The organism is Planctomonas psychrotolerans (assembly GCF_008642235.1).
GTDB lineage: Bacteria > Actinomycetota > Actinomycetes > Actinomycetales > Microbacteriaceae > Planctomonas > Planctomonas psychrotolerans.
Window position 1 is genome coordinate 173,576 of record NZ_SJEV01000001.1, and the last position, 13,507, is coordinate 187,082.

Consider the following 13,507-nt stretch of genomic DNA (forward strand, 5'->3'; position numbering starts at 1 on the left):
GTCGACGGAACGTCTCCCGCGCGCTCAGCGGCGCTTGAGGGTGCCGAACACGCCGCGCAGCACCTCGCGCACCACCGTCGTGCCGAGGGCGGAGCCGAGGATGTCGGACACGGGGTCGGCGGCCCGGCTGCCGCGGGACGCCGTGCGACGGGTCGTCGAACGACGCGTCGACGTGCGCCGCTCGGCAGCATCCCATTCGCGCTGCGCCCTCGCATAGTCCTGCTCGGCTTTCGCGCGCTCCTTCGCCCGGGTGGCGGCGAGGCGATCCGCCTCCTCCCGCGCTTCCTCCGCGGCATCCGCCTCGGCGGCGGCCGTCATGCGGGCGGCGAGGATCTCCCGGGCGGACTCGCGGTCGAGCGGCGTTCCGTACTCCGCCGACAGCGGGCTGGCGGCGACGAGGCGCTCCACCTCGGCGGCGTCGGTGGGCGCCATGGATCCCTGCGGAGCCCGCAGGCGGGTCCACGCCACGGGGGTCGGCGCGCCGCTCTCGTTCATCACCGTGACGATGGCCTCCCCCGTAGAGAGCGAGGTCAGCACGTCGCCCAGCGCGTATCCGCTCACGGGATAGGTGGACACGGTGGCGCGCAGGGTCTTGGCGTCGTTCGGCGTGTGCGCCCGCAGCTGGTGCTGGATCCGGCTGCCGAGTTGAGCGAGCACATCGTCCGGGACGTCCTTCGGCGTCTGCGTGACGAAGAAGATCCCCACTCCCTTCGAGCGGATGAGACGCACGGTCTGCACGATGCTGGCGAGGAAGTCCTTCGACGCGTCGCGGAAGAGCAGGTGCGCCTCGTCGAAGAAGAACACGAGCTTCGGCTTGTCGGTGTCGCCCACCTCGGGCAGGTCGTTGAAAAGATCGGCCAGCAGCCACATCAGGAAGGTCGTGAAAAGGGCCGGTTGCTCGCGCACGCTCGGCACCTCGAGCAGGCTCACGATGCCGCGGCCGGCGGGGTCGGTGCGCAGGAAGTTCGCGGTGTCGAATTCCGGTTCACCGAAGAACCGATCGGCTCCCGTGGACGCGAACGTGATGAGTTCCCGCAGGATCACCCCGGCCGTGGCCTTCGACAGCCCGCCGAGTTCCTTCAGTTCGGCTCTGCCCTCGTCGCCGGTGAGGTGCACGAGCACGCTGCGGAGATCCTCCAGATCGAGCAGGGGCAGCCCGGCGCCGTCCGCGTGATGGAACACGAGACCGAGCGAGCTCTCCTGCGTCTCGTTGAGGCCCAGCACCTTGCTGAGCAGCAGCGGCCCGAAGCTCGACACCGTGGCTCGAATCGGCACGCCCGCGCCGCTGCCGCCCAGACTGTAGAACTCGGTCGGCGCGGCGGCGGGGGTCCACTGCTGGCCCACGCTATCCGCGCGCTCGATCACCGCGTCGGAAGGGATGCCGGGGCTCGCGATCCCGGACAGGTCGCCCTTGATGTCCGCCGCGAACACCGGTACCCCGTTCGCGCTCAGCTGTTCCGCCAGCACCTGGAGGGTCTTCGTCTTGCCCGTGCCCGTGGCACCGGCCACGAGCCCGTGCCGGTTCGTCATGGCGATCGGGATGCGCACGGGCACGTCGACGAGCGCGGACCCGTTCACGAGTGCACCGAGCTCGAGCGCCGCCCCATCGAACGCGTAACCCGCCCGGACGGCCTCGACCTGCTCCGCCGACAGCGGGCCGGCCGGCGTCGACCCGGCTGGTACGGGTGTGGCCGCCGCCTCGTGCACCGCCTCGCCGGCTGTCGCCGCGTGCGCCGCCGCTTCTGCTTCCGCCGCCCTCAGCGCGACCTGCGCTTCTTCGAGAGCCTTCTTCGCCGCTTCGACCGCATCTGACATGGGGTCAGCCTAGCCAGCGGCGGTTCCCGAGCAATCGCGGGCGATGCGCGGGGCCGGATGCGCGCGCGGCGTGCTCAGACCGACGAGATCCGTTCGAGGAAGTACTCGAGAAACCCGTCGACATCCACGTCGACCGCCACGCTCGCGTTGGGGACGGGCGGCTCGTCGGAGGTGAGGAAGTCGGCGACTGCCGCACCGCGCGCGATGCTCGGACCGGTCACCACGCCGACGTGCGCATCCCGCCAGGTGATCAGATCGGGACGCGCCACCGCGGCGACGGCGAGCGGATCGTGCATGGCGCAGGACTCCGCCGCGATGGGGTCACCGGGGTTCCGTGCCGCCAGGTAGTCGATCCAGCCGAGGGTGTACTCGCCCGCGAAGGCCCCGAAGCGGCTGTCGCTCGACTTCAGCCGTGCCGCGTGCGCCCGGGTCAACTGCACCTTGAGCGTCACATCGAGCCCCACGAGCCGGATGGCGGCGCCGGACCGCAGCACCGCATCCGCGGCCTCCGGATCGACCCAGAAGTTGAACTCCCCCGGCATACCGCGGTCGTTGGTGTGCTCCCGGTACACGCCGCCCATGATCACGATCTCCCGCACGTTCGTGGCGAAGTCGGGATCGAGGGCGATCGCCGTGGCGATGTTGGTCAACGGTCCGATGGCCACCACCGTGAGCTGTCCGGGCTCCGCCGCCGCTCTCAGGGCGAGTTCGTGCGCGGCGTACCCGGGGTGCGGCGCACGGAAGCCGAACTGCTGCCGGATCTCCTCGGGGGCGCCGCGTCTCCGATCGGGGAAGGACAGCGGCGCCGCCGCCCCCTGCACCACCGGCACGTCGGGGAACCCGAGACGGTCGAGCAGCTCCCCACTGAGGAAGGATCCGCTCTCCACATCGGCATTGCCGTTGACGGTGGTCACGAGGTCCACGGTGATCAAGGGGTCCGCCAGCGCGAGAGCGAGGGCGAAGCCGTCGTCGATGTCCGATCCGGGCACGCCCATGGCCATGTCGGTGTCGAGAAGGATGCGGGTGTTCGGAGGAGTGGTCACGACACAAGACTGCCGCGTTCGAGCGAACGGTGCACGGCCGATGGGCGGATGTCGCCGGCCCGACCGCGGACAGGCACGAGTCGACGACGTCCCTGCAGCCGATCAGAGGGGCGAAGGCGGCTGGGCTATGCGCACGGGGTCAGCGACTCCACCGCCGTGGTCAACGACACCCGACCGCCGAGGAGCACCAGCGTGTCGGGGTCGAAGTCGAGGATGTCTCCGCGGATGCCGGCGGGCACGCACGCGCCGGGGACGATGAACAGGGGCGCCTTCCGCTGCCCGGCGAGGGCGGCACCGGCCAGCGCATCCGGGAACGAGTAGCCGTTCGCGAGGTAGACGGAGTCCGCCGAGCTGAAGGCGAATCCCACGTCCGCGTTGACCATCCGGGTGGTGCCGAACCGGTCGGTGCCGGCCATGCGCCGAACTCCTCCGGAGAAGCCGAGGCGCATGGCGTCCCGCTCGATCCCCGCCGACAGCACGTGGGTACCCCCGGCCAGCGCGACGTCCACCGGGGTGACCCGCCGGAGCAGGGCGGTGGACTCGGCGTCCAGGGTGTCGGCCGCACCGTCGACAAGCAGCACCGCGCCGCTCTGGGCGCCTGCGGCGGCGCTCGCCGAGAGCGCATCGGGGAAGTTGCGTCCCGTGGCGAGGTACACCCGGCCGACGCGGCTCGCGCCGAATGCATGCTCGATCACGGCGCGGGAAGTGGCATAGCGGTCGGCACCCCACACCCGCGTGGTCGTCGGGGCGAGGGTCGTCAGCTGGCTGTACACGGCGTCCGACACGGATGCGGTGCCACCGACGACGACGATCGCCGCCGGACGGAGGCGTCGGAGCTCCGCGAGCACCGAGGCGGGCAGCTCGCCGGGCAGGGTGAGAAGGAGCGGACCGCCCCCGGCTGCGGCCGCGGGTGCGGCGCTGAGGGCGTCGGGATAGGCGGCGCCGCTCGCCACGTACGCGACGGGCACCCCCGGGGCGTGACGGGACGACACGCGCACCGCGGTGTCGAAGCGGTCGGTGCCGCCGAGGCGCAGGACGGCGGGTCCGGGGTCGGTGGCCGACACCGCCGCGCCGAGGGTGACGCCCACGGTGGCACTGCTGCCCACCGCGGTCACATCGATCCTCACCCGACCCGACTTCGACGTGAACGACTGGCCGACGGCGAGGTAGCTGTTGCGCGTCGTGCCGTTCGCCGCCGGCACTGTGAACACGGCGGAGCTCTTGTCGGATCGCAGGGTGAGCACCCGCACACCGGGCGCGTGACCCGGGAAGACGGATCGGGCGTAGATCGACCCGGCGTCGATGCCGGTGCCCGACCGGTACTCGACGAAGTACTGCTCCCCCGTGGACGGGTCGCTGATCCGCAGCCCCCGAACGCCGGACGGGGCGGAGGACGGGGACAGCACGTGACTCGTCGCCGCCGTGCCCGCACCCGCCGGCAGCCGCACGGACGCGAGATCGGAGGCGTTGAGGGCAGCGATCGCGCTCCGGTGGGTGACGTTCAGTGCCATCAGGTTGGGACTGCCGTCACCGTTGACGGTGAGGCCGCCGCCCATCACGTCGTAGAAGTCGCGGTACTCGCTGTCGGCGCAGCTCACGCCCTCGGTCATGCCCACTCCGCATTCGACCGAGTTGGAATGCCGGAGGCTGAGGTTGTGCCCGAGTTCGTGGGCGAGGGTGAGCTCGGCCACGGGAGCGCTGAACGAGACCCAAACGAGTCCACCCGTGAGCGTGGATCCGACGCTGCCGTAGCCCGACCCGCCGCCGCACGACGACGGAACGATCACCACGAGGTGCTTGCTCGGGGACTGCACCCACGACGCCTTGGACACGCCCATGCGGGCGGAGGCCTCGCTCCACACGGTGTCGGCGTCGCACGCCGAAGCGGAAGTGAACCGGTCGACGGGCCCGACCTGGCTCATGCCCGCCACCTGTCCGCCGGACTGACCGGTCCAGTAGGTGCTGAGGCGACGGGCCTTCTCGGCGAGGTCGGCGTCGGACACGATGATCTCCGTCGGTCGCGACGGGAGCGACACCACGGCGAAGGCGAGCGAATGCGCGGTGGCCGGTACCACGGCGTCGACGTCGAACGCAGCATCGGGATCGGTTCCCGCATCGGGAGTGCTCGGCACCGCACGGCTCGGGCCGGTGGCACCGGGGCTGACGGTGCCCGAGACGACCGGGAGCGGAACGTCGAGCGCAGCCGATGCCGAAAGGATGTCCTTCCCCAGCGCGGACCCGCCGTCGATCGACGACAACGGCATCCGTCGCACGTCGAGTTCGGCGACGATGTCCGGCTCCGCTTCCTGCGGGATGCCCACCGAACCGGAGAACGTGGACCCCGTTTCCGCGTCATCGACGAGGGGTCCGGTCACATCGACGGCGGCACCGTCGGCCGTGAGCACCTGCACGCGATCGGGCAGCAGGTCGGTGTGATGTTCACCCGCGTGCACATCCTCGTGCTCGCCCGCATGCGCATCCTGCCCGGAGAGACGCAGCAGCATGCCCTCGATGCGGAGCTCAGTGCCCGTGCCGGTGCTGTCATCCGTGCCGATCATGGCGGCATCGGATCCCGTCGCGGAGGCGGGGACGGCACCGGTCGAAATCGGGGCCACCAGCGAGGCGGCGAGGGCCAGGACCGCGGTCCGTCGAACGAGCGTCCTGCCGGTGATTCGGAAACCGTCTGCGCGCACGTGCATACGCTCCCCCTAACGTCGCCCGATGCCCCCGGGTGTCTCATTGTGCACCACACCGGCGACAACGGCGCGCTGCACACGTCGGCGGAAATCCCCCCAGTGCGGGGGTGCCGTTCGCCCCCGGGGCCGCGCCCACCGCTTAGGCTGGTCGTGCCGCGCGAGCGGCACTTCCGGGCGACTCCGCCCTCCTCGCCTTCGGATCGGTTCCCTCGTGACTGCGCAATCCCCCACGACCGCGACTGCCCAGCCCTTCCCCTGGATCGGACTGGTCACGCTCGCCGGCGCCATTTTCGTCTCGGTGACGAGCGAATTCCTGCCCACCGGGCTCCTCCCCGACATGGCGCGCGACCTCGACGTCAGCCTGTCGACGGCCGGGCTGCTCGTCACGATCTTCGCCGGCACGGTGGTGATCGCCACCACTCCGCTCGCGGCGCTCACCCGGAACTACTCGCGCAAGTTCCTGGTGGTGATCGTGCTGCTCGTCATCGCGCTCGCGAATGTGCTCGCCGCGATCGCGCCGAGCTACGAGATCCTCGTCGGCGCCCGCATTCTCGGCGGCTTGGCTCACGGCCTGTTCTGGGCGGTCGTCGCCGCCTACTCCGCGCATCTCGTTCCCCGCGAGCAACTCGGTCGCGCCGTGGCCATCACCTCCGGCGGTGCGTCCGCCGCGTTCGTGCTCGGCGTGCCGGTGGGCACGGCGCTCGGTCACGCGCTCGGCTGGCGGGCGGCGTTCGGCATCATCGCCATGGTCGTCGTCCTGCTGACGCTCGCCGTGATGAAGTTCCTGCCCGCGGTCAATCACCACGTGCCGCTGCGCACCGGTGAGATCCCGCTTCCCTTGCGCAAGGACCGCAGCCTGCGCGGCGTGATCATCGTCTGCATGGTCATCCTGATCATGGTCACCGGGCAGAACGTCTTCTACACCTACATCGCGCCCTGGCTCATCGACGTGGCCCAGTTCCCGTCCACCTCGATCGCCGTCATCCTCTTCCTCTACGGCGGGGCGGGCGTGATCGGCCTCGTGCTGGCCGGATTCGCCGCCGACCGCTTCCCCAAGCGGGGGTTCGGCTTCGCGGTGCTCGGCGTGATGGTGGCGATCATGGTGCTCGCGGTGGCCTCGCAGAACCCCGTCGTGGTGGTCGCCGCATTCGTCGTGTGGGGTGCGTCCTTCGGCGGCCTGCCCGCCATGCTGCAGACGCGGATGCTGCGTACTGCTTCGTTCCGTATGCGCGACCTCGCGGCCGCGCTGCAGACCACCGCGTTCAACGTGGGCATCGGCGGCGGCGCCCTCCTCGGCGGCGTGCTCCTCGACGAGGCGGGCATCCGCTCGCTCCCTCCGGTGGCGATCGCCTTCGTCGGAGTGGGACTCGCCCTCAGTGTCGCCGCGGACGTGGCCCGGGCCGCCTCCGCCCGGCGCGCCCGCCCCGTCACGGCCTGACGCGTCGCTCGAGGCGCGTCCGGCGCGTCCGGCGGATTGGGCAACTGCCCTCCCGCGAGAACGGCGTCTGCGGCGACGCTCAGCCGAGACGCACGAGGTCCCGCACGTCGTCCGTCGGCAGCTCGTCGACCACCGCGGTGATCTCCATGCCGACGAGCGAGACGAAGCCGCCGCTCGTGGAGAGGAATGCCGTGTCGGAGGCATCGCGACCGGTCGCGATGCGCATCAGTGACTGGCGGGGCGCGAGAGCGGTCGCGTCGATGACGTGCCACTCGCCGTCGAAGTAGGCCTCGGCCACGGCGTGGAAGTCCATGGGATACAGGCCGGGTGCGTACACCGACACGAGACGGGCCGGCACGTCGAGGGCGCGCAGCAGCGTGACGACGAGGTGCGCGAAGTCGCGGCACACGCCTCGGCGGGAGAGCAGGGTCTGCACCGCCCCGTCGGTGGGCGCGCTCGACCCCGGCACGTACGCCAGTTGCTGCCCCACCCAGGAGCTCACCGCCTCGAGCAGGGCGCGCCCGGCGAGACCGGAGAACTGCGAGCGGGCCGTCGGACCGAGGGTGTCCGACTCGCAGTAGCGACTCGGACGCACGTAGCGCAGGGTGTCGATTTCGGCCACCTCGGCGGGCGGAAGCGGCCCCCCCTGTTCGACGGTGTAGTCGACGACCACCTGGCCCGGCGGGCAGTCGGCCACGTGCAGCCGGGTGCCGTGCGCATCCAAGACCTCCCGCAACGCGAACGGGGTGCCGTCGAGGGTGGCGAGCAGCGTCTCCCGCGTCGGCGATCCCGCCACCGCGACGGACAGCACGATCTCCGCCGCGCCGGCGACGTCGAACTCGAGGTGGGCTGCAGCGCTACGTTTCATACCCCGATGGTGTCATCCGTCGCGGGGATACCGGCGACAGTTCACAGAGCCGTAACCTGCGGCACGGGATACCGGCTGCGGATCACGTGCGGAGCGTGACCTCGAGGTCCGACGCACCGGCGGTCGCCAGCGTCACCTCACCCGAATGCGCGTCGGACGTGACGCGGTAGTCGCCGAGGAACCCGCTCACGTCGACCCGGCCGTCGGCATCGGTCGACAGCCGCGTCGGCTGCAACCACCACTCGCCCTTGATGAGGCCGTGCAGCACGTCGTACGACGGTTTGCGCGTGCCGTCGGTGCGCACGAGACCGACGGGTGCACCGAGCCACGAACCGTCATCGGTGATGCCCCAGTAGTTGATCGCCTGCACCGACGGGTGGGACACGAGCGACCGATAGTGGCGCTCGATCTCCTCGGCCTGCCGCTCCTCGCCCTCCGGCGTGCTGGGCCAGCTCGGGATCCGGTAGTCGTTCAGGTCGGTGATGTGCGACGGCATGATGTCGCCGGAGACGAGGGTGCTCTCCGTCATGTGAATGGGCAGCCCGAATCGCGCGAAACGGTCGACAGCACCGAGGACGACGTCCTCCCCGCGATAGCCCTTGTGCATGTGGGTCTGCAGGCCGATCGCATCGATGTGAATGCCCGCCTCGAGCACGCCCTCGATCAGGCACTCGTATGCAGATGACAGGTCCCAGTCGTTGATGAGCAGGGTGGCGCTCGGGTTCATCGCCCGGGCCTCCTCGAATGCCATGCGCACCATGGCGATGCGTCCGCGGTCGTACGCCAGATTCGTGATGCCGTTGTCGCCGTTCGTGAAGACCGGCATGATGACGGTCTCGTTGATGGCGTCCCAGGTGTCGATCACGCCGGCGAAGTCGGCCACGTCGCGTCGGATCCGCTTGCGCTGCACCTTCTCGATCTCGTCCAGCGGCAGGTCGAGGAGCCACGGGGCGGTCACGGTGTGCCAGACGAGGGGGTGACCCTTCACGAGGACGCCGCGATCGGCGAACCAGCGGGCGGTGGTGCGCAGCCGCTCCGTGTCGGGCTTGCCCCGTTCCGACTCGAAGCGCCCCCAGTAGAACGGGAGGGTCACCGTGTTGAAGAGGTCGAGCCAGAGGTTCGACAACTCGTCAAGACGCTCGAGGGAGGCGCTTCCGAATGTTTCGACGGAGGTGGCCGACGCGTGCAGCTCGGTCTCGCCGTTGGCGAGCGGCAGGAAGTCGAACCCGATGTTGCCGAACGAGAACGCGTGACGCACCTGCTCGACAATCACGTCGGCAGAGCGCAGCGGCGCACCGTCAGGTCCCCGCACGGTCAACGTCGCGTCGGCGATGCGGTGACGCAGTGCGGGATCGGGCGTGGGTACTGCTGCGGCCATGAAGTCCTCCTCGTCGGGGATGCCAGCCTGCCAGAGTTTCTCGAAACTTTCCACTCGATATCGCAATATTTCGAGTGGTTTCGGCCAGTGAGCGCACTCGTGACGGGCGTTCAAGGGACCTTCGGCCCTACTCGGGCAGGGCCCAGCCGGAAAGGATCAGGGCATCGCAGCCGGAACCCGCAGAGGCTGCGGTGGACGACCTCGAGCGATGGAGGACACATGCACGCTGCCATCGGGGATCACCTGATCATCAAGACCCACCATGACGACGCACTCCCCCGGGAGGGCGAGATCCGGGAGGTGCGCGGGAGCGACGGCGGTCCCCCGTACGTCGTGCGGTGGCAGGGTGACACGCGGGAGACTCTGGTGTTCCCGGGGCCGGATGCCGTGGTGCAGCCCGCGGGGCGCGAGCGGTAGGCATCCTCGTCCATCGACGCCCGCCGGTCGCCGTCGCCGCCCGCCGCCCGGTCCCCCGGTCCCCCGGACGGGACCGGCCGGATCACGCCTGTTCCGGCGCTTCGTCGCTTCCGATGCGGCGCCCATACCGGGACAGCAGCACTACGAGCGCCGCCACCGCGAGCACCGCGGTGGCCAGCACCGCCACGTAGCCGAGTGCCGAGGCGTACCCGCCCGGTGACGTCTCGGGATTCAGGAACGGGTACGGATACCAGTTCGTGTCGGTGCGGGTGTCAAGTGCGCCCGGGCCGCGCGCGAAGGTGTACGCCGCCCAGGCGATGGGGTAGATCGCCGCGATCCCGACGGTGCGCCAGCGCAGCGGACGTCGATCGGGCGCGACCACCCAATCGAGCAGGAGATACAGCGGTCCGATGAGGTGCAGCCACTCGTTCGACCACGGCACGGAGGACCCGTCGTCCACCTCGATCGGGCGCAGCAGCACGGCGTAGGCGAGGGCGGTCGTGACGGCGTAGGTCACGAGAAGCGCGCGGGCGGCGACGAACCACCGAGGCGGACGGGATCGGGACAGCAGAAGCCACGCGCCGACCCCGAGGAGAACCGCTGCGGCCGAACCGGTCTGCATGGTGAAGTAGCTGAAGAAGCCGAGCACGAGGAAGGGGATGTCGGCGCCGTCCTGCGCCGACCAGAATCCGATGCTGTGCACGAGTTGCACGGTGACCGCGATCACGTAGACGAGCGCTCCGACGGCGCGCGCGAAGCCGAACACGATGACGATCCGCCGGCCGGGGGGCATACCGGACGACGTTGCCCCGGTTTCCGCACGCATGGTCCGCTCCTTCGCGGTGAACCTGGCCCCGAAACTACGCCACGCGGCGCTCCGGCACAACGCCGTCACCTGAAACCTCGAGGGCCGAACGCCATCGTCGTGAGGGCAAAACCACGGCCTGCCATTGCCAGGGTGGGTGGTCACGCCTACGGTGGGGAAATCGCGCTTCGGCGACCGCCTCTCACGAACGGCACTGCTTTTCCGATGATGAAACTCTCCGCGGCGTTGCTCGCCTCGCTCCTGGCCGCAACGACCGCACTCGGTGCCGCGCCCGCGGTGGCCGCATCCGCACCCGACCTCGAGCGTGAGGTCGCGCCGGTCGCCGCCGCCGCACTCCCCACGCGCACCGAAGCGCTGGATGCGGCCGCCACGGCGCTCGACTATTTCTACGCGAACGACGGCGGGGCGACGGCGAATGACGGTTGGCGGTGGACGCCGTTCTTCATGGGCGCGGAGGCGCTCTACCGTGAGACCGGGAACGCGAAATACCGCTCGTGGATCCAGTCCTGGGGCGACCGCAATCGGTGGCTGGCGTCGACGCCGGCGACCCCGACGTCGAACCCCGACAGCCGTGCGGCGATGCAGGTCTGGTACGACGCGGTCGCCGACGGCGTGACCGTCGACCTCGTGCCGTCGGACGAGCTCATGGCCGCCGATCTCGCCGTTCCCGCCCCCACCTACTGGTGGATCGACGCGCTGTTCATGGGGCTCCCCCTCTGGCCGAGGTGGGAGGAGCGCACCGGGGATCCCGCGTACGCGGCGAAGCACGCCGAGTTCTACACCTACCTGAAGACGCAGGGTGCCACCTCCTGGCGTCCCGGATGTCCGAACACCGGCCTCTTCGACGAGACCGAGGATCTCTGGTGGCGGGACTGCAAATACGTGCCCGAGCGCGATGCCCTCGGCAACAAGGTGTTCTGGTCGCGCGGGAACGGGTGGACCCTCGCCGCGCTGGCGCGCACGCTCATGGTGCTGCCCCCGACCGATCCGCAGTACGCCGAGTACCGGTCGATGATGCAGCGGATGTCCGCCCGGGTGGCGGAGCTGCAGGGCCCGGACGGGATGTGGCGCACCAACCTGCTCAGCCCGTCGCTGCACCCGGCTCCGGAGACGAGCGGCACGGCCCTCTTCACCTATGCCATGGCACACGGCATCCGCACGGGGGTGCTCGACCGCGCCACCTACCTGCCGGTGGTGACCAAGGCGTGGGCCGGTCTCACCGAGGTCGGGCTGACCGAGTCCGGATTCGTCTCGAATTGCCAGCTCGTCGCCGAGGCTCCGGGCAACCCCAGCACCACCACCTCGATCGCCTACTGTGTGGGGGCGTTCGCGCTCGCCGCCGTCGAGATGGCGAAGCTCGGCGACGTGCTCGCCAGTGACGCGTTCACGCGCACCGGCACGAACGGGCTCGGCACCGCCGCCACCGGCGGAGTGTGGACGATGCCCAGCAACCCGGCGAGCTACGCGGTGAACGCCGGGCGGGCTCGGATCAGCACACCCGCGGGCACCACCCGCAACGCCTTCCAGTCGGGCGTCTCCTCGGTGCGCACGGATCTGCGGGCGACGGTGAGCTTCGGCCGACCGACCCTCGGCAGCGCGTACGTCGGCGTGCAGGGCAGACGGGTCGGCGAATCCGACTACTCCGGTCGGGTGGTCGTGAATCCGACCGGTGCGATGCGGCTGCAGCTCCGTCGAACCGACGCCACCCTCGCCACCGCCGCCGTGCCGCACATCACCTACGCCGCCGGTGACCGATTGACGCTGAGACTGCAGGTCGTCGGCACGTCTCCGACCACCCTGCGCGCCAAGGTCTGGCGCGCCGGGACGGCGGAGCCCGCGGGATGGCAGCTCACCGCCACCGACTCGACCGCGGCCCTGCAGGGCCCCGGGGCCATCGCGCTCACCACCTACCTCAGCGCGGCCGGCAGGCCGAACACCCTCGGCGTCACCTTCGACGACGTGAGCGCCCGCCGGAGCGGCTGACGCCACCCGCCTCCCCGCACGCTTCGCAGGCTCGGGTGCGCGGGGGAAGGCGAGTCGGTCAACTCGACGGGTTCGGTCAACTCGACGGGTTCGGTCAGCTCGACGGGGTCGGTCAGCTCGACGGGTCGGTCAGGTCCAGCACGGCCTTGATCGAATCGGGCGTTCCCTCGGCCGAGAAAAGCGCGGGCAGGTCGTCCAACCCCACCCGCACGTCGACGAGGGTGGAGGGGGTGAGGATGCGGTGCGCGCTCATGCGCTGCGCCCGGTCCATCCAGCGCAGCACGTCCGCCCGATTCCGATGGTGGAGGCTGAGCACACGGAGAGCGCGGAAGTTCCAGCTCCGCATGTCGACCGTTCGCATTCCCCTGGCGGACTGGTGGTAGCCCAGGATGCCCAGAGTTCCGGCGGTCGCCACGAGGTCGCTGGCGAGGGCGAGTCCCGCCGCACTCCCCGTCGCCTCCACCACCACCGACGCGCCAGCCGACATCGACGGAGGCACCTCATCGGGAGGGAGAACCCGGTCCGCGCCCCACTCCCGGGCGAGGGCCCGTGCGCGTTCCCGCGGTTCGAGAACGGTCACGCGATGACCACCTGCCACGAGGTAGCGGAGGGCCATCAGACCCATGAAGCCTGCACCGACCAGCACGAGTTCGGACTCGTGAGCGAGATCGAGCATCTCCATGCCTCCGATCACGCACGCGAGGGGTTCGGCGAGCGCACCGTCGAGCAGCGAGCAGTCGGGATGCAGGAGCACAGCCTGGTCCGCCGGCAGCACGATTTCCGTCGCGTACCCATCGGTCACGTAGGCGGCGACCCGGGCGCCCACGGGAACCGCCTGCACCGTCGTCTCGGTGACCACGCCGGACACCTCGTGACCGAGCCGCAGGGGGAAATCCGCCGACCCCTCGGCGACCAGAGCGGTATCGCTATGGCAGATCCCCACGTGGGCCACGCTCACCCGCACGGAACCGTCGGGCAGATCGGGCGCGACGCCCGACTCCACCGACACCGTGCGCGCGCCCGTGGCGAGCAGGTACCGCACG

General features: G+C 70.5%; 10 protein-coding genes. 3 read left to right on the top strand and 7 right to left on the bottom strand.

Going from position 1 to position 13,507, the window contains the following annotated elements:
• Positions 1–24: 24 nt before the first annotated feature.
• From EY822_RS00735 to EY822_RS00745, 3 genes are all read right to left on the bottom strand, one after another.
• Complete coding sequence (locus EY822_RS00735; RefSeq protein WP_150306520.1) at positions 25–1,815, bottom strand: helicase HerA-like domain-containing protein; 1,791 nt, start codon at positions 1,813–1,815, stop codon at positions 25–27.
• Positions 1,816–1,889: 74 nt separating this feature from the next.
• Entirely contained in the window at positions 1,890–2,858 is a 969-nt protein-coding gene (locus EY822_RS00740; RefSeq protein WP_150306521.1) for a nucleoside hydrolase, read from the bottom strand.
• Positions 2,859–2,983: 125 nt separating this feature from the next.
• A complete protein-coding gene (locus tag EY822_RS00745) occupies positions 2,984–5,551 on the bottom strand; it encodes a cell wall-binding repeat-containing protein (RefSeq protein ID WP_150306522.1) in 2,568 nt (855 codons plus the stop codon).
• Positions 5,552–5,765: 214 nt separating this feature from the next.
• Between EY822_RS00745 and EY822_RS00750 the strand changes: the two genes are divergently transcribed.
• Positions 5,766–6,992, top strand: a complete 1,227-nt coding sequence (locus EY822_RS00750) for an MFS transporter (RefSeq protein ID WP_227496907.1) — start codon at positions 5,766–5,768, stop codon at positions 6,990–6,992.
• 79 nt (positions 6,993–7,071) lie between these two features.
• Here the strand turns inward: EY822_RS00750 and EY822_RS00755 are convergent, their stop codons facing one another.
• Together EY822_RS00755 and EY822_RS00760 are read right to left on the bottom strand one after the other, a co-directional pair.
• Positions 7,072–7,860, bottom strand: a complete 789-nt coding sequence (locus EY822_RS00755; protein WP_150306524.1) for a transglutaminase-like domain-containing protein — start codon at positions 7,858–7,860, stop codon at positions 7,072–7,074.
• Positions 7,861–7,942: 82 nt separating this feature from the next.
• The gene (locus EY822_RS00760; RefSeq protein WP_150306525.1) at positions 7,943–9,238 is read right to left on the bottom strand and encodes an endo-1,4-beta-xylanase; all 1,296 of its coding nucleotides are present in this window, start codon (positions 9,236–9,238) and stop codon (positions 7,943–7,945) included.
• 219 nt (positions 9,239–9,457) lie between these two features.
• On the opposite strand from EY822_RS00760, the gene EY822_RS00765 reads away from it, so the two are divergent.
• Positions 9,458–9,655: a DUF1918 domain-containing protein gene (locus tag EY822_RS00765; protein ID WP_150306526.1), complete on the top strand. Its 198-nt coding sequence runs from the start codon at positions 9,458–9,460 to the stop codon at positions 9,653–9,655.
• 82 nt (positions 9,656–9,737) lie between these two features.
• On the opposite strand, the gene EY822_RS00770 is transcribed toward EY822_RS00765, so the two are convergent.
• Positions 9,738–10,481, bottom strand: a complete 744-nt coding sequence (locus EY822_RS00770) for a Pr6Pr family membrane protein (protein WP_150306527.1) — start codon at positions 10,479–10,481, stop codon at positions 9,738–9,740.
• A gap of 204 nt (positions 10,482–10,685) precedes the next feature.
• Here EY822_RS00770 and EY822_RS00775 point away from each other — a divergent pair, with 204 nt between their 5' ends.
• Positions 10,686–12,464, top strand: coding sequence for a glycoside hydrolase family 88 protein (locus EY822_RS00775; protein ID WP_150306528.1), 1,779 nt, complete (start codon positions 10,686–10,688; stop codon positions 12,462–12,464).
• Positions 12,465–12,576: 112 nt separating this feature from the next.
• On the opposite strand, the gene EY822_RS00780 is transcribed toward EY822_RS00775, so the two are convergent.
• Positions 12,577–13,506 carry a zinc-binding dehydrogenase gene (locus EY822_RS00780; RefSeq protein WP_150306529.1) on the bottom strand — a complete coding sequence of 310 codons (930 nt, stop codon included), beginning with the start codon at positions 13,504–13,506 and terminating at the stop codon, positions 12,577–12,579.
• Between the last annotated feature and the right edge of the window lies 1 nt (position 13,507).